The sequence below is a fragment of the Micromonospora sp. IBSANI012 genome (assembly GCF_052814045.1).
In genome coordinates, this window is sequence record NZ_CP199933.1 from 4358414 (window position 1) to 4381578 (window position 23165).

Consider the following 23165-nt stretch of genomic DNA (forward strand, 5'->3'; position numbering starts at 1 on the left):
GGACGACCTCGTCTGCGGGCATCCGCAAGCCGTCGAGTCTCAGGACGTCCGTGACAGAAGCCGACCGGGACAGTCTCGGGACGTGGGTGACAATTTCGGGCTAGCCAGGTGGTGAGGGCGGCTCGGGTGGGCGTCGTCGGGCATGGGCTGCGTCGGATACGGCGATCCCGGCCAGGACGAGAGCAGCGGCGGCGGCGACCAGCACTGGCGGCAGGAAGATCGTTGCCGGCGAGGTGGCGGCGAGGACAAGGATCCCGACCACGCGGTCTCGGGACACCCGGCCGAATACCTCGTACTCGAGGATGGCCCGTCCAACGAGGAACAGTGCGGGTCCGCCGAGGATGACGGCGCCCCACGCCGGTTGTGTGTGCCCGAACGGGTGCTCGATGACGACCTTCGTCGCCGACGGAGATCGCGACGACGCCGGCGACCATGACCACGTGCGCGTATACCGCCGACACGGCAACGCCGAATGGATCAGGGGCCGCGGCGACGGCCCCGCCCAACACCTGCCCGGCACGGCTGATGTAGATCCGCCACAGCAGCACCGTGGTCGCGAACGCCACCACGACCGCCGCGCTGCGGTCAGCCTCGAAGGCGTTGCTACGGCGCCGTTGCATTATCTGATCGGGAGGTGCGTTACGCCCGGGTCGGGTCCGCGTCAGATGGCCCGGGCGAGTTCACTGAACGCCGAAGCGGCTCGGGGCTTGGGCTGACGGTCGAGCCCGAGTTCGTAGTGCCCGCGGCGGAGGTTCTGGATGAATGTGTAACCGGCGATGATCACTTGTGCGGTCTGGTCGGTCCGGAGCCCGCGCATCGGTCGTAACCGGTGCTTGAGCTGACTGTGATCGGCCTCGATCGGATTGTTGGCGTGCCGCTCGAGATGGTGCCAGGCCGAGGGGATCAGGTCGTCGAGCACGGCGGAATAGACCGGGGCGGCGTCGGAGGCTCTCCCGTCGCTCGCCGGGCTCCACCCGCCGAAGGCGCGGGAGGCCGCGCACCTCGAACGCAGGACGTTCGAGGAAGCCCGGCCGGCTCTGTGCCCACCCTTCGAGACCTGCCGCGGGCCGGGCGGCGCCTGCATGTTCCGGTCCGGCGGTGCGAATCAACGGTCGTCGCTAAACAGGTAGTGCAGATACCGCCGCGGGTCGGCCAGGAACGAGCGGGTCAACACCACCGGCTGCGCCTCGTCGTAGCTGACCTCGCTCATGGTGCCGGTGACGTCGATCTGCAGGATCCGCGCGTGCGGTACGGCCAGCAGAATCGGTGAATGGGTGGCCACGACGAACTGCGAACCGGTCTCGACGAGGTCGCGGATCCGGGTGAGCATCGCCAGGCAGCCGTGCACCGACAGCGCCGCCTCCGGCTCGTCGAGCAGGTACAGTCCACGCGACCCGCCGACGCTGAGGAGGACCGCGGGCCGGGGGCCGAGCCTCGACCGGTTGCCGGGTTCCGCTTTGAGGGCGGCTCTAACTCAGCCTGCTGAGCCGTACGCCCGCAGGAACGCGCGTACTCCGGCGGAGGTCAGCCGGTCGGCCTCCTCCGGCGGGAGCGGGCTGACCCCCCAGTAGGACCGTTGCGTGATCTCGGTTGAGATCAACGCCATGAAATGGGCGGCGGCCTGGGCCGGGCTGCCGTGGACGTCGATCAGGCCACGATCGCCCAACGCGGCCATGGCAGACGCCACCTCGCGGCCCACCACGCGCGGTCCGGCCTCCTGCCAGGCGTCCAAGACCTCGGCCGGGATGTGCGCGGCCTCCGCGTAGATGTGCCGCACCAGCGAGAAGTGGTCGCGGGAGTCCGTTATCAGGCCGACCCAGGCGCGGGCCAGAGCGAGCAGGTCACGTTCAAGGTCGTCAGGATGCGGCGGACGCTCCGGATCCAGGTACCTCCGCAGCTGCGCGAGCTGCTCGTCCCTGACCCGCTCTGCGCTCAACCGCATGATGGAGCGGAACAACTCCTCCTTCCCACCCGGGAAGTGGTTGTAGATGGTGCGCGTCGAGGCGCTGGCCTCGGCGGCGATCGTGTCGATGCTGGCCCGGGAGTAGCCGTCCCGTCCGAAGACCTCGCACGCGGCCTGCACGATCGCTGTCGCCTTGTCCACCCGGCCCCGCCGCGGCTGGGCCGTCCTTGTCTTGTCCTCTGATCCCGCGCCGGTCATCGCTTCATCTCCCACATGTCGATCAAGGCCGATTACAACGACCGTTTTATCTTTTGCAATACTCGTTGTATGCTACCTGACGTGCCAGCGAATCGTGGCAATGAAACGAGAGGGGAGACCGCGATGTCTGACTTCGCACCTTCGAACGACCCCGCGCTCCGGGTCGCCGTCATCATCGGAAGTGCTCGTGGCGGCGGCTCCGGCCTGTCGGTCGCCGAGTGGTTCACCGGCCATGTGGGCCACCGCACCGACATCGATCTGGACGTTGTCGATGTCGCCGGCCTGGATCTTCCCGTGTCCATGCCCGGGTGGGACGGCCTTCCCGCCCCCGCGCCGGGGACTCAGGCCGTTCTCGCCGACGTCAGCCCACGGCTGGCCGCCGCCGAGGCGTTCGTCGTCGTCACGCCCGAGTACAACCACAGCTTTCCGGCCTCGTTGAAGAACCTCATCGACTGGCACTACACCCAGTGGCAGGCCAAGCCGATCGGCTTCGTCTCCTACGGCGGGTTGAGCGGCGGGCTCCGCGCCGTCGAGCAGCTTCGTCAGGTCTTCGCCGAGCTGCACGCCATGACTGTGCGCGACTCCGTCAGCCTGCACGGGCCCTGGTCCGGGCTGGGCGAGGACGGCAGACCGCTCGACCCGGCGGTCTGCGAGGGCGCCGCCAAGAACATGGTCGACCAGCTGTTGTGGTGGGGCCGCGCGCTGCGCACCGCTCGCGCCGAGCACCCGTACGGTATGTGACGGGGGGATGAGCACCGTCACTGGACCGGCACGAACCGCCGGATCCGCCGCCACTCTCGCCCGTACCCTCGTGGTCGTCGTCATCGGCTCGATCATGGCCGTGCTCGACGTGACCATCGTCAACGTCGCTCTCCATCCGCTGGCGACGTTGTTCGACGCGCCACTCGCCACCGTGCAGTGGGTCGCCACCGGCTACACGCTCGCTCTTTGCGCCGTGATCCCGCTGGCTGCCTGGGGCCATGAGCCGCTTCGGCGCCAAGCGCGTCTACCTCACCGCGTTGGCCCTGTTCACCGGCGGCTCCGCCGCTAGCCACCCGGGCCGGAGTCCGGTTTAGACCATCCCGCCACGCGACAACCCCACCACCAAAGGAATGATCTTGTGATTGACGTACCTCTCTCTGTCCTCGATGTCGCTCCGGTCGACGCCACCGGATCCTCCGCCGAGGCCCTCCGGCACACCACGGCGCTCGCGGTCCGCGCCGAGGAGCTGGGTTACCGGCGGTTCTGGGTGGCCGAGCACCACAACACGCCGTGGGTCGCCAGTTCGTCCCCGTCTGTGCTGATCGCGCATTTGGCGGCGTCGACCTCGACGATCCGGGTCGGCTCGGGCGGCGTGCAGCTGCCCAACCATGCCCCGCTGGCGGTGGCCGAGCAGTTCGGCACGCTGGAGGCGCTGCACCCGGGCCGGGTCGACCTGGGCATCGGCCGGACGTCCGGCACCGACCAGGTCACCGCGCTGGCCCTGCGCCGGACGACGAAGGGCCTGTCCGCCGAGGCGTTCCCGCAGGAGCTTGACGATCTCATCGGGTACTTCACCAGGCGCGAGCCCCGGCTGGGGATCACCGCGATCCCTGCGCTGGGCAACATGCCGAAGATCTGGCTGCTCGGATCGGGCGGGTTCAGCGCGCAGCTGGCCGGCATGCTGGGCCTGCCGTTCAGCTTCGCGCACCACTTCAGCTCCGCCAACACGCTGCCGGCACTGGCCCTGTACCGGCAGCACTTCCGCCCGTCGGAGTACCTCGACAAGCCGTATGCGATGGTCTCGGTCAACGCGATCTGCGCGGATACCGACGAGCGCGCGGAGTACCTGGCCGGCCCGGCCATGCTGTCCTTCCTGCGCATGCATACCGGCCAGGCGCAGCTGCTGGCCAGCCCCGAGGAAGCGGCCCGGTACCCGTACACGCCGCAGGAGCTGGAGCTGGCGCGGTCGCGGTTCGAGGGGCAGGCGCTCGGCTCCCCGGAGACCGTGGCCCGCCAGCTCGACGAGCTGCGCGAGCGCACGGGTGCGGACGAGCTGATGCTGACCACCCAGGTCTACGACATCGAGGACCGGATCCGCTCGTTCGAGCTGATCGCCAAGCAGGCGGCCACCTCCTGACCCAACGGCCGGCCGCGGGCGAGGCCGGGGGAGTCTGCCACAATCTGATTGAAGGGGCAACCATAGATGAGCACCGTGACACCAAGCAGGACTTCACCGAGACGGTGCAGGGCGACGGCATCGTGCTGGTGGACTTTTGGGCCGCGTGGTGCGGGCCGTGCCGCCAGTTCGCACCGGTGACGCACGTCATGACCGGCGGAGGGCACCTGCCCGAGGTCTTCGCACGGCGGCCCAAACGGGCCGACGCCCGACGCAACTACGAGTCGCTGATCGCGGCGGCCCGCGAGGCGTTCGCGGAGAACGGAGCGTCGGCCTCGCTGGAGGAGGTGGCCCGGCGCGCCGGCGTAGGCATCGGCACCCTCTACCGGAACTTCCCAAATCGACCGGACCTGTTCGAAGCCGTCTACGTCGAGGAGGTCCGAGCGCTCAGCCGATCCGCCGCCGACCTCGCCGACCTGCCCCCGTGGGATGCCCTCGTCGCCTGGTTGCACCGTTTCGTCGGATATGCCGCTACGAAGCGGGCGCTGGCTGAAGAGCTGCTGCACGACTCCGAGGTGTTCCGTACGTGTCGGACGGAGATCTACACCGCGGGCGAGCCGATGATGCGCCGCGCCCAGGCGGCCGGGGTAGTCCGCGACGACATCAGCTTTGACGACGTGGTCCGGCTGGTCAGCGGCCTCACAATGGCCCGATTCCCCGAGCCGGACCAACGCGAGCGGGTGCTCGGCGTCGCCCTCGACGGCCTACGCCCCCCACCCGCGCCGCGCTGACGCTTCGCCAGCGGTCGACCAGCAGCAACCATTCGAAGATGGACGCCGGTCACGATCACGCCGCGACTCAGCCTGGTGCGGCGGTTCGCGAGGTTCACCAACCAGTACCCGTGGCAGTGGCAGCCGGCCGAGGTCGACGCGTTCTTCGCTCATCTCACTTCCGGGCAGCGCCCGCTGGCGGAGTCCACCGGCCGCGGCTATCAGTTGACGTTGCGGCTGTTCTGCGACTTCGTCAGCGACCCCGGCTACGGCTGGGCGGCTGCCTGAGCGGTTCGGCCAGGCCCCGGCGAAGATCCTGCACGAGTGGAACACCGTCGCCCACGTCAGCGACTTCGAGGGACGGCCGGGTCGCCGGCCGCTGACCTACGACGAGGTCCAGGCCCTGTTCGACGCGGCGGATGGTAGGGCGGAGGAAATCCGGAAACGGGGCCGTAAAGGCGCGCTCGCGGCGATGCGCGACGCGGCCTTGCTCAAGACGGTATACGCGTTCGGGCTGCGCCGGCGCGAGGCCGTGTTCCTGGACATGGTCGATCTGCGTGCCAACCCGAAGGTCCGCCAGTACGGCCGCGTCGGAGCCTTGTTCGTGCGTTACGGCAAGGCATCGCGGGGCGGCCCGCCCAAGCGCCGCACCGTGCTGACGGTGCCGGAGATGGACTGGGTGGTCGAGGTCATCGACGCGTACGCCGATGAGGTCCGTCCCCTGTTCTCCCCTGGCAGGCACCCGGCGCTGTGGGTGACCGAGCGGCGCGGCCGGATGTCATTGCGGTCGGCGAACGACGCTTTCGAGACCGCGCGGTCGGCCGCCGGCCTGCCGGACGAGCTGAACCTGCATTCACTACGGCACTATTACATCACCCATCTGATCGAGTTCGACTACCCCGAGCGGTTCGTGCAGGATCAGGTGGGTCATTTGTACGGGAGCACCATGGCGATCTACGCGCACGTGTCGGACGAGTACCGCAATCGCTTGGTCCGCGAGGCATTGGCCAACAGGGATGTCGAGCTGTGGGAGGCACCCGCGTGATCAAGAAGGTGGACTACCAGTGGCACCTGCGGCGGCTGATGGCCGAGCGGGGCATGTTCCAGACCTCCGAGCTGGTGCCACGCCTGGCCGAGTGCGGCATCAGCCTGTCGAGGGAGCAGGTGTTCCGACTGGTCACCCAGCCCCCGCAGCGGCTGTCGATGGATGTGTTGGCCGCGTTGTGCGACATCCTGCAGTGCCAGCCGAACGACTTGATCGAAGTGCAGGTCGTCAACGCCCGGTCTGGCCCCGCAACCGGCCAGCGGCGGCTGACGCCGTACCAGAGGAATCACGGCGGCCGGGGACCGTCACTCGCGAGCTGCTCGCCGACGCCGCCGACGCCGGTCACGTTCGCGCCGACATCCCCGCCGACGAACTCGCCGGCTACGCCTGCACGCGCTCACGGCAGAAGCCCTCAGCTCCGCCGCCGCGGTCCAGCGCCTGGTCACCGTCACCCTGACCGGCCTGCGTCCTGCCACCTGACCCAATTGCTGACCGCCGACACGCTGCCCCAACTTGTTCGTAGGGGGGTCCCTCATGGCGCCAGTCAGTCCCCAGCCGCAGCGGTAACCGGCGGCCGGCAGCGACCGGTAGCCGTCGGCGCCGAGGCCCCGGTACCAGGGGAACACTGCATACGCTCCACCAGTTCTCTGCCCGGACGTGCGGGTGGACCGCCGGTCCCCGCGGACTGCGTCACGCGCCGCCGCAGCTGATCCCCGAGGTCGCCAACCTGCTCAACGAGGACTCCACCCCGGCTCTGCCGGAGCCGACAGGGACCGGCACGGCACCTACCCGGAAAAGTGGCTCAGACCACAACCCGGCCGCCGGCCGCCCCTCGGCTAGTCCGCTGGACGGACCACCCGCACCGGTCCGGGAGGGCCAATCACCACATAGGCCCAGGTAGCAGGCCCGCCCGGTGGCGAAAACGGCAAATCCTGGACTCCGGGGTGGCCGCCTGACAGCCTTGACCGCGCAGTCAGCCACTTCCGGGCCAAAGTGGACACCACCGCGAAAGGGTGCAACGATCGCCCCCAACTCGGGGTATCGCGCGCACACCCGTCACGGCGGGCCACTACAGTGCCAGGAAGTCCGGGGCCGAGATGTGCAGCGCGGGTCAGGCCAGGGAGATCTGGTCGCCGGTGAGCTTGATCTCCCTAGGCGGGAGCGGCCGCGTGGCCGGGGGCGTCTTGACCGAGCCGTCGATGATGGAGAACTTGCTGCCGTGGCAGAGGCAGTTGATCGTGCCGCCCTCGACGCGCGAAACCGTGCAGTTCTGGTGGGTGCAGATCGAACTGAAGCCCTTGAATTCGCTCGGATTCGGCTGCGTGACCACGACGCCTTCCTTGGCGAAGATCTTGCCGCCACCGACCGGGATGTCGGTGGTCTTGGCCAAAGGCTGGCCGGCCGCCGGACCGCCGCCGCCGGTGGCGGTAGGGCTAACGGCGGTGGTGGGGGCGCCGGCCCCGTCGCCGGAGTCGTCGCCGCCGCAGGCGGCCAGAACCGCCGCCGCACCGACCGCGCCCGCACCTGTGAGCAGGGCCCGACGGCTCTGCGTGCCCGGCCCGGTGAGCACCTGAACGTCGCTCATACCTCGCCCCTCTCTGCCGCCGTGCCCGTCATGATTCGCGGTCACGTTCCTGCGCACAGAGACCACTCTGTCAGACGGTTCACCCGGTTTGCGGAGATTCTGGCCGGCCCGGTGGGCCGGCTAGTGCTCTGACCACAAACGTTGGCGGTGTTGGTGACACGCCGGCCTGGGTGAAGGGCTGGGCCGGCGTGGGGCCGTCAGGCTGTCGGGGTGGCAGAGCCGGTTCGGGTACGTCGATTAAGTGATCAAGAGGGTCAGCGGCTGCAGCGTCTGGTGCGTCGGGGCACCGGCTCGGTCGTGCGGCTGCGGCGGGCGATGGTTGTGCTCGCCTCAGCTGGCGGGAACAGTGTGCCGGTCATCGCCCGGCTCGTGCAGGCCGACGAGGATTCCGTTCGGCAGGTGATCCACCGGTTCAACGAGATGGGCATGGCCAGCCTGGACCCTCAGTGGGCGGGTGGCCGTCCCCGCCGAATCAGTAGCGACGACGAGGCGTTCATCGTCGCGACGGCCAACACCCGTCCCGTCAAGCTGGGACGGCCGTTCACCTGCTGGAGCGTGCGCAAGCTCGCCGAATACCTCGCTGACAACCCTGATCGGAGGGTGATCATCGGGCGGGAACGACTACGGCAGGTGCTGCGCCGCCACCAGATCACCTTCCAACGCACGAAGACGTGGAAGGAGTCCACAGACCCCCAGCGGGAGCAGAAGCTGGCCCGTATCGAGCACGTGATCGAGCACTTCCCGCACCGCACCTTCGCGTTCGATGAGTTCGGGCCGCTGACGATCCGCCCGCACGGCGGCGTCGGCTGGCAGCCCAAGAGCCGCCCACGCAGGCTCGCGGCGAACTACCACAAGCTGCACGGCGTGCGGCAGTTCCACGGCTGCTACTCGATCGGCGACGACACCCTCTGGGGTGTGGTCCGCAGACAGAAATCGGCGACGAACACCCTCGCCGCACTCAAGTCGATCCGAGCCGCCCGCCCTGACGGCGCCCCGATCTACATCATCTTGGACAACCTGTCCGCGCATAAGGGCTTCGCGATCCGACAGTGGGCGGCCCGGAACAAGGTCGAGTTGTGTTTCACCCCGACCTACGCCTCCTGGGCAAACCCGATCGAGGCGCACTTCGGGCCGCTACGCACCTTCGTCATCGCCGGCTCGGACTACCCCAACCACACCGTCCTGGCCCGCGGCCTGCACGCCTACCTGCGCTGGCGCAACGCCAACGCCCGCCACCCCGACGTCCTGGCCGCCCAACGCCGCCACCGCGCCAAGATCCGCAGCGAACGACACCGCCGCTGGGGTCAACCCGCGAGCCGAGCCGCATGACCAACCCGGCCAACGTTTGTGGTCAAGGCACTAGCCCAGGACTAGCCCCAACGCCGTTCAGTTAGGCCGATCGGCTGGCTGTCAAGGTCGATGCTGAAGCGAGCAGCGGAGCTCCGGTAGAGAGGTTGTCCCTCCAAGACACCCAGAAACCAGGAGCTCCGCTTGTCGTGTTTCAGGACCTGCGTGACACATCGGTATCAGTGAGGTTGCCCCGGTTGTGTGGACACCGGGTTGTTAGGCGGCAGGTGCCACCGCGGTGATCGTCTCGTAGTCGGTTGGGCTGTGGTAGTCCAGAGCGCTGTGGCGGCGTTGGCGGTTGTAGAAGGTTTCGATGTAGTCGAAGACGGCGGTAGCCAGCTGGCGGCGGGTGGCCCAGTAGTGGCGGTCGAGTAGTTCGGTTTGCAGGGTGGCGAAGAAGCTTTCGGCCGCGTTGTCGAAGCAGTCGCCGACGGTGCCCATTGAGGCGGCGATGGCGGCTGGCAGAAGTTCCGGGTGCGTGCGGCGACCGAGGCGACCATCGGCGGGGTGACCGGCAGCCTCGGCAACCCGAGCACGCTGGTCCTCGGCCGGTTCGATCGGCGGGGACACCTGCGCTACACGGGAATAACGCACCCGTTGGCGATGGTCCAACGCCGGGAGCTCGCGCCGCTGCTCTCCCCGCTCCGGCCGCAGCAGCGCCGGGGCATCGTGGCCCCGCACCCCTGGCCGCAGCCGCTGCCGGCGAGCTGGAGCGGGCAGCTGGACCGACCCGAGCCACTGCGCTACCTGCAGGTGGAGCCGACCGTGGTGGCCGAGATCGAAGTGGACACCGCTTTCGAGAACCGGGGCTGGCGCCACCGGGTGTGGTACGTGCGCCCGCGGCTGGACCTGTCGGTGTACGACGTGCCGCTGCTGCTCGGCGACGAGGCCGACCCGTTCTGGGACGCCGCGGCCGGAGCGTAAACACCGGTTGGCTCAACGTCCGACCTTCGGTCATCAGATCGGGCGTTTCCCCAGCTGACCGGCGTATACGACGGGACGGCCGGGGGACTGCGCCTGTGAAAACACTGTGACAACGTTGGATGCATTGCGCTCGGTACGGGGCAGCGCGAATTCAGACCTGGGAGACCACCACTCAATGACGACCCCCTACGACCCTGCCCAGAACCAGCCGCCGGCTCCGGGCCAGCAGCCGATGCCGCCGACCGCCCAGTTCCCGCACGTGCTCGCCGGGTAGTACCCTCCGCCCCCCGGCCAGTTCCCTCAGCAGCCCGGCCAGTACCCGCCGCCGCCCGGCGGATGGCAGCAGCCCGCCGCGCCGGCGGCGCCTGCTGCCCGCAAGCGGCCCTGGATGATCCCCACCCTCATCGGCGTCGGTGCGTTCGTCGTGCTGTGCTGCGGCGGGTCGATGGTGATCGGCCTGGCCAGCGACAACGGCAAGAAGACTGACGTGTCCGCCAGCAGCGACATCCCGGCCGTCACCACCAGCACCTCCGCCCCGGCCGCGGCGGCGCCGACCACCTCGGCCCCGGCGCCCGCGCCAGCGAAGACGACCGCAGCCCCGGCCCCGGCCAAGCCGAAGACCTTTGGCTTGGGCGACAAGGTGCGCGGCGGCGATTTCGAGTTCACCGTCAACAGCGTGAAGTGCGGGATCTCCCAGGTCGGCAGCAGCTACTTCAACCACAAGGCGCAGGGCACCTTCTGCCGGGTCAGCGTGACCGCTAAGAACGTCACCAAGAGCGCCCACCTGTTCCACGCCGACGGCACCATCACCGCGCAGGACGCCTCCGGCCGGGAGTACGACGTCGACGGGGAAGCCGCCATCTACGGCAACGACGACGCCAAGGGCTTCCTCGACGAGATCAACCCGGGCAACTCGGTGAAGGCGAACGTCTACTTCGACGTGCCGAAGGGCACGAAGCTGAAGACCATCACGTTCGGCGCCGGCCTGTTCACCTTCGCCGAGGACGCCGTCGTCACCCTCTGACCGCCGCCCGGCGTGACCTGGCGAAGACAGCCGACAGCCCCGGAGATCCTCCGGGGCTGTCGCTGCTCACCGTGGCCCTTCGGGTCCTGTCCCGCCGATTGTTGGGGGGTCCTTCACCGGACTTCACGACGGTGACAGGGCCAGTCTTAATCTCTGGGAAGCGCAAGTCCCGTCGCGTGACCGGTAACCGGCGGGTCACCGGTTCTCGCCGATCAACCGGGGACTGGCCTGCGATCGTTCGTCCGTCGACGCCCTTTCGGCCGATGATTGTCGTCGCCTCTCGCTTCTACAGTCGCTTTACCCGATTGCTTGGAGCGACGCGCGTGGATACTTCCCGGCTGGCCCACAGCAGTATGACAGCAATCATCGCCTGCCTTTTGTTGGTGGGTGCCGCGATCACACCGAGCCTTCCGGCTCCGCAGCAATTGACGAGTACGGTCAACTTCACCGACCGCAGCTACACGCCGCTATCACCGAGTCGTCTGGTGGACACTCGTTCGGGGGTGGGGGTGAGCGCGAAGGGTCCAGTCGGTGCGGGGAAGACGATCGATGTGCAGGTCACCGGTCGTGGTGGGGTGCCCGCCGACGGCGTCGGCGCGGTCGTTTTCAACCTGACTGGCACACAGCCGACTGCGTCCACCTACGTGACTGCCTACCCCGCCGGTCAAGGCCGACCCACCAGCAGCACTCTGAACCTGACGGCAGGTGAGACGAGGCCAAACCTGGCCATCATCACGGTCGGAGCCGGAGGCAGAGTAGCGTTGTACAACCACGCCGGTTCCACACACCTGATCGCCGATGTCGTCGGTTGGTTCGCCCGCGGCGCCGATCTCACCGGCCTTTCGCCCGCCAGGATTTTGGACACCCGCTCCGGGCTGGGCACCAGCGCGACGGGTCCGGTCGGTGCGGGAAAGACGATCGATGTGCAGGTCACGGGTCGGGGTGGGGTCCCCGCCGATGGGGTCGGCGCGGTGGTGTTCAACCTGACTGGCACGCAGCCCACTGCGTCGACCGTTGTCACCGTCTATCCCGCCGGTGAGAGCCGCCCTACCAGCAGCACCTTGAATCTTGTTAGGGGCCAGACAGCGCCGAATCTCGTGGTGGCGAAGGTCGGCGCCGGCGGAAAGGTGTCTCTCCACAACAACACCGGATCCACCCATCTCATCGCCGACGTCCTGGGTTGGATGCCGGTCGGCGGCGACTATGTAAGCCTTTCGCCAGTCCGCTTGCTCGACACCCGGTCCGGGCTCGGAGCCAGCACGACGGGTCCGGTCGGTGCGGGAAAGACGATCGACGTGCAGGTCACGGGTCGGGGTGGGGTCCCCGCCGATGGGGTCGGCGCGGTGGTGTTCAACCTGACCGGCACGCAGCCCACTGCGTCGACCGTTGTCACCGTCTATCCCGCCGGTGAGAGCCGCCCTACCAGCAGCACCTTGAATCTTGTTAAGGGCCAGACAGCGCCGAATCTCGTCGTGGCGAAGGTCGGCGCTGGCGGGAAGGTCTCTCTTCACAACCTCACCGGATCCACCCATCTCATCGCCGACGTCGTCGGGTGGATCTCCGCCGGGGTTGCGGCCAGCCTCGAGAAGCCAGCGACAACAGAGGTGGTTGACGCCCGGCAGGTGATCGGCATGTCACCAGACTCCGACGCAGTCACCATCACCGGTGCGGCACCCCAAGTGGGTGAGGCCCTGTTCGTCCCCCCGAGTCCCACAACGGGAGCGGGAATCCTAGGCCGAGTGACCTCCACCCAGCAGGGCGGATCCGGACAGACGATCGTTCGTACCGAACCAGTGTCACTTGAGGAGGCGTTCCCCTCAGGCACCGTCTCCGGCAGCGCGGACACCCGGGCCCTCGCCGAGGGTGCGCCGGCATCGGCCGCGAAGTCTCTGGCAGGCCACCTACTCGCGGACGCCGACGGCCAGCTACGGATACCGGCCGCTGCCGCGGGGAGCCGTCCCTGTGGGGCTTATGTTCTTCGAACGGACATCGCCATCGACGTGTCCGCCCGGGTCGTTCTCGACGCATCCTGGGGACTGGGCAAGCTAAAACGGCTGCGCGTCGCGTTCGAAATCGAAGCCGCAGGAAGCGTGACACTCACCGCGCCGGGGACGGTCAAATGCGCCTTCGACATAGGCCGATCGATTCCTTTAGGCACGATCTGGGGCTTCGTGCCAGCTTTACAGCCGATGATCAAGGTTGAACTCGCTGCCGGTGTCACCGACACCGCCACCATCAGCGGAAAAATCACCGTCGGGGCCCTGTACGTCGACGGACAGGGTGTTGACTGGATCCACGAGGGCAACGCCAAAGGTACCTTCACACCACCCAACGTGGCCGCTACCGGCAAGCTGCGGGTGGCCCTCGGGGCCAAGGCGTCGCTCAAATTTGCTAGAGCTGCAGGCCCGGCCTTCTTCGGCGGTCTCTTCGCCGACACCACATTGTCTCCCACCACCAATCCCTGGTGGAGCACAGACCTGGGCGTCACCGTCGAGGGCTCGTTCGACGTCGACCTCTGGTACACGCAGGTCTCCTACACTCTCGCCGCCGTCGACGTACTGCGATTCCGGCTGTCTCACGCCGACGGCCCTTGGCCGGGTCCGTCCATCACCGTCGGGGAACTGCCCACGGGAACGGTCGGGCAGGCCTACACCGCGCCACTACAGATAACCGGTGGGTCCCCACCGCTCACCACCAAGATCAGCGCAGGTTCGCTGCCTCCCGGCCTGACACTCTCCGCCGCCGGCATCACTGGGACCCCGACGGCAGCTGGCCAGTACCGGGCTGTTGTCGAGGTGGAGGATAAAGGTGGCCAGACGGCCATCGGGAGCGTCCGGATCCTGATTAAGACCCCCGGCGACGGCGGCGGCGGCGGGGTACCACCCGCCAATCCCGCACCGTTGTGGCAGCGGCAAATTTCTAACGATGTGGACCCTCAGAACATGGTCACCCACCCCGATGCGGCCCTGACCCTGGGGCGCTGCCCATACGAGCACGAGGATACGCCCCTATTGTCGACATTCAGCTCAGACGGCACATTGCGGGGAAGTCTTCCACAGGATCGAAATCGGCCCGGCGCCTGCCCTGAGAACATGGCCGTCGGACGCGACGGCACTCTTTACTTCGGGGGGACCGACTACTCGGATCCCACCCTAGCCTGGAAGCTGGCCGCCTACCGGCCGGGGGTCGGGATTGTTTGGCGAACAACGACTCCGTCGACCTGCGGCCTCCCCGGGACCCTCCTGGTTGGCGCCACCGGTGATCTGTACACACTCCACCATTGCGACGGAGAGCCGCGTCTCCTGGGAATACGCGCGGCCAACGGCGCCATATTCCTCGACCGGCGCATGCCAGGTATCGTCTACGCCCTACATGCCTACCGTGAGGGTCTCGTCTTCAACGAATGGGTTGGTCCACCCGACTACACACAGGGCTATGACGTCATCCACTACTACGGATACGACGGCACTCACAGGCGCACTGTGAAACTCCCGATCGGGGTGGCTGCGGCCATCGGAATTCCCACCGACGTGACTGGCAACACCTATGCCAGCGTTTGGGGCGATAGCCGCGATAGCGGCTGCACGAACTCGCTTGTCCGTGTCAGCCCGAACGGCGAACTCAGATATACGCCGCTCAACATGTGCGGCGCGCCGCTCGACGTCCACACGAGCCCGGACGGTCTTTTCATCGTTGGTTGGAATTCGGGCATCCTGACGAAGCTCGACAACGATGGGAGAATCAACTGGCAGTACCGGTCCGATTGGGGCTCCCTTGGCAGCTTCCCGATGGTCGGAGCGGACGGCAACATTGCAGTGCACGAACTCAAGTACTCCGAGGACCGGTGGCCCCAGGAGCGAGTCATTGTGCTCGACGGCCGGTCAGGCGAGACCCTTTGGTCCTGGTCGGGAAGTTCCACAATGGAGTCCTACGAAACACTTCACTGGGGGATCGCAAACGACCGCGCCTATCTGCAAACTCAGCGCTGCAGCGAAACTGGCTGTTCAGCCGGAGCGATCGGCGCATACAACGCGCCGATCGGGCTCGACTATCCAAGAGCCGACCTAATGGCGCCCTGAAATTGCACTGGCGACCCACCTGCTGGGTGGGACCCACGAAAGCCCAACTTGACGCTTGATCGAACGCCTGTTCGATAGCCTGGCCGGGTGGAGTGGCGCACCCGATGGCACATCACCGTCCGCTGGGACCGGGCCGACAAAGCCCGCCCCGCGTGACGGTCGTCGAGCGCGTCGCCGACTCCCCCGCCGAGCTTCGCCGCCTGGTCGATGCGGCCCGAGCCGACCCGCACGTGGTCGCCTTTCCCTACTCCCGGGTACGTCAGCTGGTCGGCGACGAGCCGGAGCGCTCCAGAACCGGGCATAGCTTCGCCGGCGGGTCGGCGACCCGGCCGGTGCGCGACTGGCTTCCCTGCTCGTGCGGCGGGCACCTCGTGCTCCGCTGCCGCATGTGCCCCGACGTCCGGGTGGACCCGATCGTCAGCTGCACCCCGCGCCGCCCCGACAGCTAGTCCGCCTGACGGACTAGTCGCCGGAGTCGGGCGTGCTGAGCGTTGGCAGGATCCCGGTCATCGACAGCACGCGCCGGACATGGCCGGTGGGATTGACCAGGGCGAGGCTGACGCCCCTGTCGGCGGCACGGCTGTGGGCGTTGACGAAGGTGCTCAGCACGGTGGAGTCGATGAAGCTGACCCGCGCCAGGTCGACCTGGACGCGGGGCGTGCGAGCGATCGCGGCAGCCACTTCACCCGCCAGCGGGTACCGCCCGTCGTGGTCCTCTTCTCGATCTGCGCCACTGTTCCTTCACGTGAACAGGCGGCCTCGACCCGTCGCGGGCTCTGCCGCCAGGCGCGCACCTATATGCGCAGCAGTGGGACCGTAACCGGCTCGGTCGGCTGAGGCAAGATCGCGTTGCCGACGGACGACTCCGAGCCCGTGATCCCCTGGCGGGCAGTGCCCCGAAAACACTCAAAGCCGCTGAGCTGAGTAATGCCAGCTCAACGGCCTTGTCACTGCCTGATCTGATTGGTGTCCGAGGGGGGACTTGAACCCCCACGCCCTATACGGGCACTAGCACCTCAAGCTAGCGCGTCTGCCATTCCGCCACCCGGACTTACTCGTCCAGCCTACCCTGTCGGCGTCGCCGGCTCTCCCGCCGGTCAGCCGCCCCTGGTGGGCCGCACGGGGCATTACTGTACACGGCCGAGATGGATCATGCACATCGCCGCCGGCCCCGTGCAATGTTGCGACATCTGCCCAGGTCAGAGGCATGGAGCGGGCAGTACCGCCGGGGCGTGCCGTCGGGCGGGTAGCGTCCGGGCACCGTCTACCGGCAGCATTGCTCACGTGTCACAACCCTCCCCCCTCGTCGCCGCTCAGCAGCGGGCGCTCGCCCTCCGTTCCGCCGGTGATCTGCCCGCCGCCCGCCGGCTGCTGGCCGACACGATCGCCTCGGTCCGGCCCGCGTACGGCGAGGACCACCCGGAGGTGCTGGGCACCGCCCACCTGCTGGCGCGGATGCACCGCGAGGCCGACGACCCGACCGCCGCCCGTCGGGTGCTGGAGGAGGCGTACACGGCGGGCGAGCGCCGGTGGACCGGCGCCGAGCCGCTGATGCTGGCCATCTCCTTCGATCTGGCGTCGGTGGCCGAGGAACTCGGCAACCGGCACGAGGCCCGCCGCAACTACACCCGGGTGGCCACCGCCGGGCCCACCGTGCTCGGTGAGCACCACCCCGCGGTACGGGCGGCCCGGCAGTACCTCGGCGGTGCAGCACCGGCGACGACCCCGCCCCCGCTCCCGCCCATCGCCCCGCCCCGGCCGGCCCCGCAGCCCGGTCCGGTTCCGCTCCGGCACTCCGGGCCGCCCGCCGTTCGGCAGGCCGGACCGCCGAGCACCGCGCCGAGCACGGGCGGCGCGTTCTCCGCGCCCACGACCGGTATGCCACATCAGAGGACGGTCGTACCGCCGGTACGGCAGCAACCCACGGCGCCGGTGCCCCCGCAGCGGACCGTGCCGCCGGCGCCCCAGGCGCCACCCCTCGCTCAACAGGTCTCCGCACCACCGCAGGCCCCGCCCGCACACCAGGTGCCGCCCGCGCCGGCCCCACCCGCACCACCGCCGCCCGTCGCGGCCTCGCAGCTTCCGCCCGCGCCGCACCGCCAGATCTCCGTGCCGCCGGCGCCCCAGGTGCCGGCCCCCCGGTCGGCCCCGCCCGCCCCACACCCGCCCGCCCGACCGACCCCGCCGCCGCCCGTGGTCCCCGCGCCCACCCCGCCCCGACCCGGGCCACCCGCGCACGTCGACGCCGCTTCCTCCACCACGTCCCCGTGGGCACCGCCGCACCTGCGGGCACCGGCCGTGCCCCCGACCACGCCGTACCCGGCGACCGCGCCGGCGGATACGCGGTCCGGACCCGCCGCCACGCCGACCCTGCCGCCGGCTCCCAGGCCCGCCGTCGCGACGCCGCCGGCTCCGCGTCCGGCGCCGTCCCAGGCGGCAGTGCCAACGCCCCCCGTCCCCCCGCGGGCACAGGTACCGCCCGGCCCGGTGACGACGCCCGCAGTCGTGCCGCCGGCACCCCAGGTCCCGAGCAGGACTCCGACGGTTCCGGCGCCGGCGGCCGACGCGGCGCCGACGCCACTTCCGCCTCCGCCGGACCACCGGCCGGCCATGGGTAAGCCGGTGACCACCGGAGGCACCACGCCGAGTCCGGTGACCACCGCAGGTACGCCGAGTCCGGTGACCACGGGCGCCACCGTGCCGGGTCCGGTGACCACCGGAGCCACTGCGCCGCATGCTTCGCCGGTCACACCGCCCGACAGGTCGACCGAGCCGCCCGCCACGGAGGTCCCGCGGCCGGCGGCCCCGAAGGCGCACGGCTGGGACCGGCCGACCATCCAGGTCCAGCAGATAGATCCGCTCCTGCGCGAGGAGGCACAACGCCAGGCGGCGACGCCGCGGGCGACGACCCGACCGACGAACGCCCCGGTCAGCACGCCACCGGTCAGCGCCCCGCCGGTCAGCGTGCACCCGGTCAGCGCTCCCCCGGTCCCCGTGCGGCCGGTCAGCGCAGCCCCCACCACGCCGGTCAGCGCGCCACCGTTCAACGCCGCCCCGCCGGTCAGCGCGCCACCCGCACCGCCGATCAGCGCGCCACCGGTCACGCCGCCGCCTGCACCGCCCGTTACTCCGGCGCCCGCGCCGCCGATCAGCGCCCCGCCGGTCCCGGCGCCCGCGCACCCGATCAACGCCCCGCAACCACCGCACCGTCCGGTCGCCCCGCCGACCCAACCCGTCAGTGCGGCCCCCGCGCCCAGCACCCCGGCCAACCCGGTGAGCGCCCCGCCGACCCCGCACCATGCGGTCACCCCGCCAACCCACTACCTCAGCGCGCCCTCCGTGGCCAGCGCCCCGCCCGCACCCTCCTACCCGGTCAGCACGCCGCCGGCGCCAAGCCACCCCATCAGCACGCCGCCGGCACCGAACCACCCCGTCAGCACCCCGCCGGCACCCGCGTACCCCGTCAGCACCCCGCCGGCCCACCAGGTGCACCGTCCGCCGATGCCGCCCGTGGCCAGCACGCCGCCGGCACCGCACCATCCGGTGAGCGCCAGGCCGGTCAGCACCCCGCCGGTCAGCGCGCCACCGTGGGGGCTGACCGCGCCCCCGTGGAGCAGCGTCGCGCCGCCGCAGCCGCTGACCACCTCCCCGGTCCGCGACGAGCCGGCCGAGGACGACGACGCCAGCACTCAGGCGGACACCGACGGGCCGCTGGAACTCGTCGACGAGCCGCTGGTCGCGTACGACATGCCGCCGCGGGTGGTGGAGGAGGAGGCCGGCGTGCCGGTCGAGCAGCCGCGCCAGGAGGCGACGTACCCGCCGGTCAGCCCGGTGTACCAGCCGCCGCCGGCGTACCCGGTGGAGGCGCCGCCGGAGCGGCGCGGGCGGGGTCGCGTGGTGCTGGCCGTCGTGGCGGGCGTCGCGGTGCTGGGGGTCGCGGGGGTGGTCGGCGCGGTGGCGCTGGACCGCGACGAGCCCGGTTTGCCGCCGGCGCCGACCGGGGGCACGCCGGGGGCGGCGAAGGCGACCGGCGCCCCGCCCACCGGCTTGAACGTGCGCGACGACGGGACGAGCGTCACGATCACCTGGTCCGACCCGGCCGGTGGCGGGGTGCCGTTCATGGTCGCCGGCGGGCGCGCCGGGAAGGCGCTCGGCGTGATGGCCACCGTCGACCCGGGACAGACGACCTACACCGTGAACGGGCTCAGCTCCACGGTGGACTACTGCTTCACCGTGCTGGCGGTGTACTCCACGGACGCCTTCGCCACGTCGGGACAGGTCTGCACGGACCGGGAGCGGCGGACGCCGGCGGGCTGACCGTCCACGGCGCACACGCTGGGTGTCCATAGGGGGACCCAGCGGGTTCCCCGGTGCCGGTGCGGCCCATATGATGTCCCACGGCTCAGGGGAGGGTCGCCGGGGACACGGCGCGCCACCTGGACAGCCAGACGGGGAGGCAGCCGGACGTGGCCACCATCGACGACTCGGGGCGGAGCACCGTGACCGACACCGCCGGACCGCCACGCCGCTCCCGGATGCGCGGCGGGCTGGTCACCATCGGCACGGTGGGCGCGCTGCTGGCGGCGATGGGGCTGACGGTGCTCGGGCTGGGCGCCGCGGACAACGCGGTGGCCAACTACGACGCGAGCAGCTGGTTGTGGAGCGCGGCACGCAGCGAGATGGCCCGGGTCAACGGGGTCACCGCGCGGGTCGACACCCGGATGGAGATCCCCGGCGCGCGGCGGCACCCGATGCAGGTCACCCAGACCGACCGGCTGCTGATCCTGCGCGACCTGAACACCGGCCAGGTCAGCTCGCTGGACCTGGCCACCCTCCAGATCACCGCGACCACCCGGACCACCCCCGGCCTCGGGGTCAACGTCGTGCTGCACGAGGACGCGGCGTTCGTCGTCGACGCCGTGCAGGGCATCGTCCGGCAGCTGGACCCGCGCTCGCTCACCCCGGTGGGTGAGCCGGTGCGGTACCTGCCGGGCATCACCGGCGGCGCGTTCGACGGCAAGGGCCGGCTCTGGATCGCGATCCCCAGCGAGGGCACCGTCTCGGCGGTCACCGCGGCGGAGCTGCCCTCCGCCCCCGCCGATGGCGGCGGCCTCAGCCCGAAGCAGGTCGAGACGTACACGGTGGCGGAGCCGAGCCACGAGCTGGTGGTGTCCACGCTGGACGACGGGGTGGCGGTGCTGGACCGCACCTCGGCGTCGCTGGTCACCGTCCGCGCCGGCGAGACGGTGCGCACCCCGCTGGCCATGTCGTCCGCGGGCACGCTGCCGGCCCGGACCAGCGGCCCGGCCGTGCCGGTCACGGTCGGCGGCGAGCGGCGGGTGCACGTGGTGGCCGACGGCAGCGAGGTACGCCAGTTCACCGTGCCGGGCAGCGGTGACCGGCTCAACGCGGCGGTGGCCTGGGCCGGCCGGTTCTACTGCGCCGACGAGGCCAGCGGGACGGTCTACGCCTTCGACGGCGCCGGCAAGCTGGTCGACACCATCCGGGGCAAGGGGATGACCGGCCCGCTGGAGCTGGAGGTGCGGGAGAACCACCTGTTCATCAACGCGCCCGACTCGTCGACGGCCCGGGTGGTCGACGACAAGCACCAGGTGCGCGAGGTCAACAAGTACGCCAACGACGTGCTCGGCGGCGACCCGCCGCCGGTCCCCCCGCCGCCGCCTCCGCCGAAGAAGCCGAAGGTGGGCAAGCCGAGCGCGCCGCGCAGCGTCACCGCGTCCGCCGGCAACGCTCGGGCCCGGGTGAGCTGGAAGCCGGCGGCCGCGAACGGCGCCGAGATCACCAGGTACGTGGTGGAGGGCGGCGGCCAGAAGCACGAGGTGGGCGCCAACCAGCGGGCGGTGGAGATCACCGGCCTGACCAACGGCGAGTCGTACACGTTCGCGGTGCACGCGGTGAACGCCAAGGGCGACGGCCCGGCCCGGCGGAGCAACCCGGTCACCCCGACGGCGGCGGTGCCGGACCCGCCGGCCGGCGTGACCGCCGAGGCCCGGCCGGACGGCACGGTGCTGGTGAAGTGGCCGGCCGCGAACGGGCAGGGCAACACCATCGCGAAGTACGCGGTGACCGCGACCTCGGCCGGCACGAACGCCCCGGCCGGCGAGTCGGCGAAGACGGAGCTGGTGGTGCCGGCCGGTGAGCTGGAGTACGGCACCCAGTACGCCTTCACCGTGGTGTCCGTCAACGACAAGGGCGCCGGCTCGGCGGCCTCGCCGGTGAGCAACACGGTGGTGCCGTTCGCCCCGCCGGGGCAGCCGGCCGAGTTGCGGGCGACCACGGTCGCCGACCAGCGGGGCACCGTCGCCGTGCAGTGGTCGCCGGCGCTCGACAACGGCCGCCCGGTGACGAAGTACCTGGTCGACGTCGGGGGCAAGGTCAGCGAGGTGACCGACACGCAGAAGATCGAGTCCGGGCTGAGCGACGGGCAGAGCGTGACGGTGAAGGTGAAGGCGGTCAACGAGGCCGGTCCCGGCCCGGAGGCCACCACCACCGCGCGGACGGTCGCGGCGCCCCGGGTGACGGTGACCGGCTCGTCGGCGACCGCCACCGCGGCCACCGTCACCTTCACGGTCGACGCGGGCGGCGGGCAGGCCACCTGCACGCTGAGCACCGCCGGCGAGGCGGCGAGGTCCGGCCCCTGTTCCAGCATCACGATGCCCGGCCTGACGGCGGGGACGGCGTACACGTTTACGGTCACGGCGAGCAACGCGGCCGGTAAGGGCACCGCGACCCGGGCGCAGACCACCGACCCGCTGTACGGCGTCGCCACCTGCAACAACGGCTCGGACGGCGACCAGCGCACCTACTGCAACAAGGACGTCGACGGCCGCAACGGCAACGAGATCTTCTCGGTCACCCGGCAGGACAACGACAAGCAGGTCGGCTGGGCCAAGCCGGGCACCCGGCTCAAGGCGTACTGCAAGAAGTCCGGCGACAACGTCGACTCCTGGATCTACAACAGCCAGAAGCAGAGCACGTGGTGGGTGCAGGTCGAGTACTCCGGGCGCAACTACATCCCGTGGGCGTGGCTCAACCTGGAGGGCGGCGACGACATCAACGTCCTGCCCACCTGCTGACGCCGTACCAGCCAGTCGAGGAGCACCACCACCGTGAACAGCACCCAGGAACCGCTCACCCACCCGGAGGTGCAGGGCTTCGCCGCTCTCGCCGCCCGGCTGGCGGAGAACGTCAACGCGGTCGTGCTGGGCAAACCGCAGGTGGTACGGCTGGCGCTGACCGCGCTGTTCGCGCAGGGGCACGTCCTCCTGGAGGACGTGCCCGGCGTCGGCAAGACGACCCTGGCCCGGGCGATCGCCGCGACGGTCAAGGGTGAGTGGCGCCGCATCCAGTTCACCCCGGACCTGCTCCCCTCGGACGTCTCCGGGGTGACCATCTTCAACCAGGCCACCCGGGGCTTCGAGTTCCACCCGGGGCCGGTCTTCGCCAACATCGTCATCGCCGACGAGATCAACCGGGCCTCGCCGAAGACCCAGTCGGCGCTGCTGGAGGTGATGGAGGAACGCACGGTCACCGTGGACGGCGTCCGGCATCCGGTGCCGCAGCCCTTCCTGGTGGTGGCCACGCAGAACCCCGTCGAGATGGACGGCACCTACCGGTTGCCGGAGGCGCAGCTGGACCGCTTCCTGGTGAAGCTGTCGGTGGGCTACCCGGACGAGGCGGTCGAGGTGGAGGTGCTGCGCGGCGCCACGGTCCGCTCCCCCGACTCGCTCAGCGCGGTCACCGACACCGCCACCGTCGGGGAGATGGTCCGGATGGCCCGCCGGGTGCACATCGCCGAGCCGCTCTACGCGTACGCGGTCCGGCTGGCCGCCGCGACCCGCAGCCATCCGCAGGTACGGGTCGGGGTCAGCCCCCGGGGCGTGATCGCGTTGACCCGCGCGGCGTGCGCGTACGCGCTGATCGACGGCCGGGGCTGGATCATGCCGGAGGACCTGAAGACGCTCGCCGAGCCGGTCTTCGCGCACCGGCTGCTGCTCACCCCGGACGCGCAGGTGCGCGGGGTGACCCCCGCCGAGGTACTGCGCCAGGCGATCGCGTCGGTGCCGGTGCCGCTGCCGTCGGGCCAGCCGGCCCCGGCGCACGGCTGACGG

The 23165-nt window shown here is 70.2% G+C and carries 24 protein-coding genes, 1 tRNA gene and 2 pseudogenes; 16 read left to right on the forward strand and 11 right to left on the reverse strand.

Annotated features, from left to right (window positions below):
- Nucleotides 1-100: 100 nt before the first annotated feature.
- The 5 genes and pseudogenes from ACTWM8_RS20110 to ACTWM8_RS20130 all read right to left on the reverse strand — a co-directional run bounded on the left by ACTWM8_RS20110 (nucleotide 101) and on the right by ACTWM8_RS20130 (nucleotide 2104).
- Entirely contained in the window at nucleotides 101-520 is a 420-nt protein-coding gene (locus ACTWM8_RS20110; RefSeq protein WP_446210403.1) for a low temperature requirement protein A, read from the reverse strand.
- Nucleotides 447-620, reverse strand: a pseudogene (locus ACTWM8_RS20115) (hypothetical protein); the annotation flags it as partial. The pseudogene ACTWM8_RS20115 and the gene ACTWM8_RS20110, both read right to left, overlap by 74 nt.
- 41 nt (nucleotides 621-661) lie before the next feature.
- Complete coding sequence (locus ACTWM8_RS20120; RefSeq protein WP_446210404.1) at nucleotides 662-919, reverse strand: DDE-type integrase/transposase/recombinase; 258 nt, start codon at nucleotides 917-919, stop codon at nucleotides 662-664.
- Between the two features lie 186 nt (nucleotides 920-1105).
- Nucleotides 1106-1330: a hypothetical protein gene (locus ACTWM8_RS20125; RefSeq protein WP_446210405.1), complete on the reverse strand. Its 225-nt coding sequence runs from the start codon at nucleotides 1328-1330 to the stop codon at nucleotides 1106-1108.
- Nucleotides 1331-1474: 144 nt separating this feature from the next.
- Nucleotides 1475-2104 carry a TetR/AcrR family transcriptional regulator gene (locus ACTWM8_RS20130; RefSeq protein ID WP_446210406.1) on the reverse strand — a complete coding sequence of 210 codons (630 nt, stop codon included), beginning with the start codon at nucleotides 2102-2104 and terminating at the stop codon, nucleotides 1475-1477.
- Nucleotides 2105-2176: 72 nt separating this feature from the next.
- Here ACTWM8_RS20130 and ACTWM8_RS20135 point away from each other — a divergent pair, with 72 nt between their 5' ends.
- The 7 genes from ACTWM8_RS20135 (at nucleotide 2177) to ACTWM8_RS20165 (ending at nucleotide 6784) form a co-directional block, all read left to right on the forward strand.
- Entirely contained in the window at nucleotides 2177-2902 is a 726-nt protein-coding gene (locus ACTWM8_RS20135) for an NADPH-dependent FMN reductase (RefSeq protein WP_446210407.1), read from the forward strand.
- Between the two features lie 7 nt (nucleotides 2903-2909).
- Nucleotides 2910-3212 (forward strand): hypothetical protein, encoded by a 303-nt coding sequence (locus ACTWM8_RS20140; protein WP_446210408.1) that lies wholly within the window; start codon nucleotides 2910-2912, stop codon nucleotides 3210-3212.
- Between the two features lie 69 nt (nucleotides 3213-3281).
- Entirely contained in the window at nucleotides 3282-4280 is a 999-nt protein-coding gene (locus ACTWM8_RS20145) for an LLM class flavin-dependent oxidoreductase (protein ID WP_446210409.1), read from the forward strand.
- A 188-nt stretch (nucleotides 4281-4468) separates the two neighbouring features.
- On the forward strand, nucleotides 4469-5050 hold the full coding sequence (locus tag ACTWM8_RS20150; protein ID WP_446214604.1) for a TetR/AcrR family transcriptional regulator: 582 nt from the start codon (nucleotides 4469-4471) through the stop codon (nucleotides 5048-5050).
- 75 nt (nucleotides 5051-5125) lie between these two features.
- Nucleotides 5126-5317 carry a hypothetical protein gene (locus ACTWM8_RS20155; RefSeq protein ID WP_130336588.1) on the forward strand — a complete coding sequence of 64 codons (192 nt, stop codon included), beginning with the start codon at nucleotides 5126-5128 and terminating at the stop codon, nucleotides 5315-5317.
- A 148-nt stretch (nucleotides 5318-5465) separates the two neighbouring features.
- Nucleotides 5466-6074, forward strand: coding sequence for a tyrosine-type recombinase/integrase (locus ACTWM8_RS20160; RefSeq protein ID WP_446214605.1), 609 nt, complete (start codon nucleotides 5466-5468; stop codon nucleotides 6072-6074).
- A gap of 53 nt (nucleotides 6075-6127) precedes the next feature.
- The gene (locus ACTWM8_RS20165) at nucleotides 6128-6784 is read left to right on the forward strand and encodes a helix-turn-helix domain-containing protein (protein ID WP_446214606.1); all 657 of its coding nucleotides are present in this window, start codon (nucleotides 6128-6130) and stop codon (nucleotides 6782-6784) included.
- A 401-nt stretch (nucleotides 6785-7185) separates the two neighbouring features.
- Here the strand turns inward: ACTWM8_RS20165 and ACTWM8_RS20170 are convergent, their stop codons facing one another.
- Nucleotides 7186-7659 carry a Rieske (2Fe-2S) protein gene (locus ACTWM8_RS20170; protein WP_446210410.1) on the reverse strand — a complete coding sequence of 158 codons (474 nt, stop codon included), beginning with the start codon at nucleotides 7657-7659 and terminating at the stop codon, nucleotides 7186-7188.
- Nucleotides 7660-7869: 210 nt separating this feature from the next.
- Here ACTWM8_RS20170 and ACTWM8_RS20175 point away from each other — a divergent pair, with 210 nt between their 5' ends.
- Complete coding sequence (locus ACTWM8_RS20175; RefSeq protein ID WP_446210232.1) at nucleotides 7870-8988, forward strand: IS630 family transposase; 1119 nt, start codon at nucleotides 7870-7872, stop codon at nucleotides 8986-8988.
- A gap of 234 nt (nucleotides 8989-9222) precedes the next feature.
- On the opposite strand, the gene ACTWM8_RS20180 is transcribed toward ACTWM8_RS20175, so the two are convergent.
- A complete protein-coding gene (locus tag ACTWM8_RS20180) occupies nucleotides 9223-9447 on the reverse strand; it encodes an IS3 family transposase (protein ID WP_446210411.1) in 225 nt (74 codons plus the stop codon).
- A gap of 33 nt (nucleotides 9448-9480) precedes the next feature.
- Here ACTWM8_RS20180 and ACTWM8_RS20185 point away from each other — a divergent pair, with 33 nt between their 5' ends.
- The 4 genes from ACTWM8_RS20185 to ACTWM8_RS20200 all read left to right on the forward strand — a co-directional run bounded on the left by ACTWM8_RS20185 (nucleotide 9481) and on the right by ACTWM8_RS20200 (nucleotide 15482).
- Entirely contained in the window at nucleotides 9481-9930 is a 450-nt protein-coding gene (locus tag ACTWM8_RS20185; RefSeq protein ID WP_446210412.1) for a hypothetical protein, read from the forward strand.
- Nucleotides 9931-10318: 388 nt separating this feature from the next.
- Complete coding sequence (locus tag ACTWM8_RS20190; RefSeq protein WP_446210413.1) at nucleotides 10319-10954, forward strand: DUF4352 domain-containing protein; 636 nt, start codon at nucleotides 10319-10321, stop codon at nucleotides 10952-10954.
- A gap of 263 nt (nucleotides 10955-11217) precedes the next feature.
- On the forward strand, nucleotides 11218-15033 hold the full coding sequence (locus ACTWM8_RS20195) for a hypothetical protein (protein ID WP_446210414.1): 3816 nt from the start codon (nucleotides 11218-11220) through the stop codon (nucleotides 15031-15033).
- 152 nt (nucleotides 15034-15185) lie between these two features.
- Nucleotides 15186-15482, forward strand: coding sequence for a hypothetical protein (locus ACTWM8_RS20200; RefSeq protein ID WP_446210415.1), 297 nt, complete (start codon nucleotides 15186-15188; stop codon nucleotides 15480-15482).
- 13 nt (nucleotides 15483-15495) lie between these two features.
- Here the strand turns inward: ACTWM8_RS20200 and ACTWM8_RS20205 are convergent, their stop codons facing one another.
- Both ACTWM8_RS20205 and ACTWM8_RS20210 read right to left on the reverse strand, forming a co-directional pair.
- The gene (locus ACTWM8_RS20205; RefSeq protein WP_446210416.1) at nucleotides 15496-15714 is read right to left on the reverse strand and encodes an STAS domain-containing protein; all 219 of its coding nucleotides are present in this window, start codon (nucleotides 15712-15714) and stop codon (nucleotides 15496-15498) included.
- Between the two features lie 283 nt (nucleotides 15715-15997).
- Nucleotides 15998-16084 (reverse strand) — tRNA-Leu (locus tag ACTWM8_RS20210).
- Nucleotides 16085-16185: 101 nt separating this feature from the next.
- Here ACTWM8_RS20210 and ACTWM8_RS20215 point away from each other — a divergent pair.
- Nucleotides 16186-16491 (forward strand): annotated as a pseudogene (locus ACTWM8_RS20215) (hypothetical protein); the annotation flags it as partial.
- A 524-nt stretch (nucleotides 16492-17015) separates the two neighbouring features.
- Here ACTWM8_RS20215 and ACTWM8_RS20220 read toward each other — a convergent pair.
- Together ACTWM8_RS20220 and ACTWM8_RS20225 are read right to left on the reverse strand one after the other, a co-directional pair.
- The gene (locus ACTWM8_RS20220) at nucleotides 17016-18341 is read right to left on the reverse strand and encodes a hypothetical protein (RefSeq protein ID WP_446214729.1); all 1326 of its coding nucleotides are present in this window, start codon (nucleotides 18339-18341) and stop codon (nucleotides 17016-17018) included.
- A 57-nt stretch (nucleotides 18342-18398) separates the two neighbouring features.
- On the reverse strand, nucleotides 18399-18554 hold the full coding sequence (locus tag ACTWM8_RS20225; RefSeq protein ID WP_446214730.1) for a hypothetical protein: 156 nt from the start codon (nucleotides 18552-18554) through the stop codon (nucleotides 18399-18401).
- Between the two features lie 22 nt (nucleotides 18555-18576).
- Here ACTWM8_RS20225 and ACTWM8_RS20230 point away from each other — a divergent pair, with 22 nt between their 5' ends.
- The 3 genes from ACTWM8_RS20230 (at nucleotide 18577) to ACTWM8_RS20240 (ending at nucleotide 23162) form a co-directional block, all read left to right on the forward strand.
- Nucleotides 18577-19350, forward strand: a complete 774-nt coding sequence (locus ACTWM8_RS20230) for a hypothetical protein (protein ID WP_446214607.1) — start codon at nucleotides 18577-18579, stop codon at nucleotides 19348-19350.
- Nucleotides 19351-19568: 218 nt separating this feature from the next.
- Nucleotides 19569-22130, forward strand: a complete 2562-nt coding sequence (locus tag ACTWM8_RS20235) for a fibronectin type III domain-containing protein (RefSeq protein WP_446214608.1) — start codon at nucleotides 19569-19571, stop codon at nucleotides 22128-22130.
- Between the two features lie 33 nt (nucleotides 22131-22163).
- Nucleotides 22164-23162 carry an AAA family ATPase gene (locus ACTWM8_RS20240; protein ID WP_446210417.1) on the forward strand — a complete coding sequence of 333 codons (999 nt, stop codon included), beginning with the start codon at nucleotides 22164-22166 and terminating at the stop codon, nucleotides 23160-23162.
- Nucleotides 23163-23165 lie beyond the last annotated feature (3 nt).

What these genes read in the sequence shown, in the direction of transcription:
- ACTWM8_RS20125 (WP_446210405.1), bottom strand. Translation starts at nt 1,330, where the DNA reads ATGCTCACCCGGATCCGCGACCTCGTCGAGACCGGTTCGCAGTTCGTC.
- ACTWM8_RS20135 (WP_446210407.1), top strand. Translation starts at nt 2,177, where the DNA reads ATGTCGATCAAGGCCGATTACAACGACCGTTTTATCTTTTGCAATACT.
- ACTWM8_RS20140 (WP_446210408.1), top strand. Translation starts at nt 2,910, where the DNA reads ATGAGCACCGTCACTGGACCGGCACGAACCGCCGGATCCGCCGCCACT.
- ACTWM8_RS20150 (WP_446214604.1), top strand. Translation starts at nt 4,469, where the DNA reads ATGACCGGCGGAGGGCACCTGCCCGAGGTCTTCGCACGGCGGCCCAAA.
- ACTWM8_RS20165 (WP_446214606.1), top strand. Translation starts at nt 6,128, where the DNA reads ATGTTCCAGACCTCCGAGCTGGTGCCACGCCTGGCCGAGTGCGGCATC.
- ACTWM8_RS20170 (WP_446210410.1), bottom strand. Translation starts at nt 7,659, where the DNA reads ATGAGCGACGTTCAGGTGCTCACCGGGCCGGGCACGCAGAGCCGTCGG.
- ACTWM8_RS20180 (WP_446210411.1), bottom strand. Translation starts at nt 9,447, where the DNA reads ATGGGCACCGTCGGCGACTGCTTCGACAACGCGGCCGAAAGCTTCTTC.
- ACTWM8_RS20190 (WP_446210413.1), top strand. Translation starts at nt 10,319, where the DNA reads ATGATCCCCACCCTCATCGGCGTCGGTGCGTTCGTCGTGCTGTGCTGC.
- ACTWM8_RS20195 (WP_446210414.1), top strand. Translation starts at nt 11,218, where the DNA reads ATGATTGTCGTCGCCTCTCGCTTCTACAGTCGCTTTACCCGATTGCTT.
- ACTWM8_RS20235 (WP_446214608.1), top strand. Translation starts at nt 19,569, where the DNA reads ATGCGCGGCGGGCTGGTCACCATCGGCACGGTGGGCGCGCTGCTGGCG.